At 36.6% G+C, this 1,686-nt stretch carries 1 protein-coding gene; it reads left to right on the top strand.

Annotated features, from left to right (window positions below; all coding sequences use genetic code 11):
- Positions 1 to 116 precede the first annotated feature (116 nt).
- Positions 117 to 1,568: an IS1182 family transposase gene (locus tag LCM00_RS24480; protein ID WP_224906832.1), complete on the top strand. Its 1,452-nt coding sequence runs from the start codon at positions 117 to 119 to the stop codon at positions 1,566 to 1,568.
- The last annotated feature ends 118 nt before the right edge of the window (positions 1,569 to 1,686 follow it).

The raw sequence follows: 1,686 nt of genomic DNA, 5'->3' as shown, positions 1-1,686 counted from the left end.
GAGGCCACTGAAAAAGTCTCTAAATTAAAGAAAAGGCAGAAACGTTGAATTTTGAAAAGCGTTTCTGCCTTTTTTTTGTTTATAATTGAATCATTACTATAAGTGGGTGGTTTCTAATGATACAAAAACAACAAACGATGGTGTTTAGCCAGTATATGGATCTCTATGATATCGTCGTTCCACAAGATAACATGCTACGCAAGATTAAGGACCTGGTCGACTTTTCCTTCATTTTTGAGGAACTGAAGGATAAATATTGTCTTAGTAATGGACGGAATGCCATTGATCCTACACGCATGTTCAAATACTTATTATTAAAAACCATTCATGATGTATCAGATGTTGATATTGTAGAACGCTCCAAATACGATATGTCCTTTAAATATTTTTTGGATATGGCTCCGGAGGAGCCTGTCATTGATCCTAGTTCCTTGACTAAATTTAGAAAGCTCAGGCTTAAAGATTTGAACCTTTTAGACTTACTTATCAATAAAACCGTTGAAATTGCCATAGAGAAAGAAATCATTAAAAGTACGTCTATTATTGTAGATGCTACTCATACGAAGGCACGGTATAACCAAATGACTCCAAAGGAGATTCTCATGGAACGCTCCAAGAAACTCAGGAAATCAATTTATAAGATTGATGAAAATATGAAAAACAAGTTTCCTAAAAAACCAAGCAGTGATGTGCTGGAAGAGGAGATTTCGTATACACAGGAACTTATTGAAGCTGTAGAAAAGGAGGAAAGGCTTTCAGAATATCCAAAGGTAAGAGAACAGCTTAATCTCCTAAAAGAGACGGTAGCTGATGACTTGGAAAAGCTCCAGAGTATGAAAGACCAAGATGCAAAAGTAGGACATAAAACAGCTGACTCTGCTTTCTTTGGATACAAGACTCATCTTGCGATGAGTGAAGAGCGAATTATAACAGCTGCAACGATTACAACTGGTGAAAAGAATGATGGAAAAGAATTAAAGACCCTTATTGAGAAAAGTAAAAATGCAGGTATGGAGATAAAGACGGTTATTGGAGATGCTGCATATTCTGAGAAAGAGAACATCCAATACAGTAGTGGAAATAATATTGACTTGGTTTCAAAATTAAACCCACTTATCACTCAGGGATCTAGAAAGAAAGAAGATGAATTTGAATTCAACAAGGATGCGGGTATGTATGTATGCAAGGCGGGACACATGGCTATACGGAAAGCCCGACAGGGCAAAAAAGGGGTAGGTAAAAACCAAGCCGACACCTACTACTTTGATATTGAAAAGTGCAGAATATGTCCGTTAAAAGAAGGTTGTTATAAGGAAGGAGCCAAAAGTAAAACATATTCCGTGACCCTTAAATCAGACGAGCATTCAGCTCAAGCTAAATTTCAGGAAAGCGATCAATTTAAGGAGAAGGCAAAAGAACGCTATAAAATTGAAGCGAAAAATAGCGAGTTAAAACATAGACACGGGTATGATGTAGCCACATCCTCGGGTCTTATTAGCATGGAATTACAAGGAGCCATGGCTATTTTTACAGTAAATGTAAAGAGGATCTTGAAGTTACTGGGATAAAAAAGGATAAAAAATGATTAAAAAAGCCAGTTTACCGACCAAAATAGGGAAGGTAATCTGGCTTTTTTGTTTTAAGTCATGTTAAGAGTTGAAAAATGGGTAGATTTTCAGTGGCCTC

Origin of the sequence: Bacillus infantis, from assembly GCF_020171945.1 — a bacterium.
GTDB classification, from domain to species: domain Bacteria; phylum Bacillota; class Bacilli; order Bacillales; family Cytobacillaceae; genus Bacillus_AB; species Bacillus_AB infantis_A.
The sequence above is the reverse complement of the archived record's forward strand: the minus strand, read 5'-3'. Positions and strand labels throughout refer to the sequence as shown.

Bases quoted from the DNA above. Each gene is read 5' to 3' on its own strand.
- LCM00_RS24480 (WP_224906832.1), top strand. From the start codon at position 117: ATGATACAAAAACAACAAACGATGGTGTTTAGCCAGTATATGGATCTC.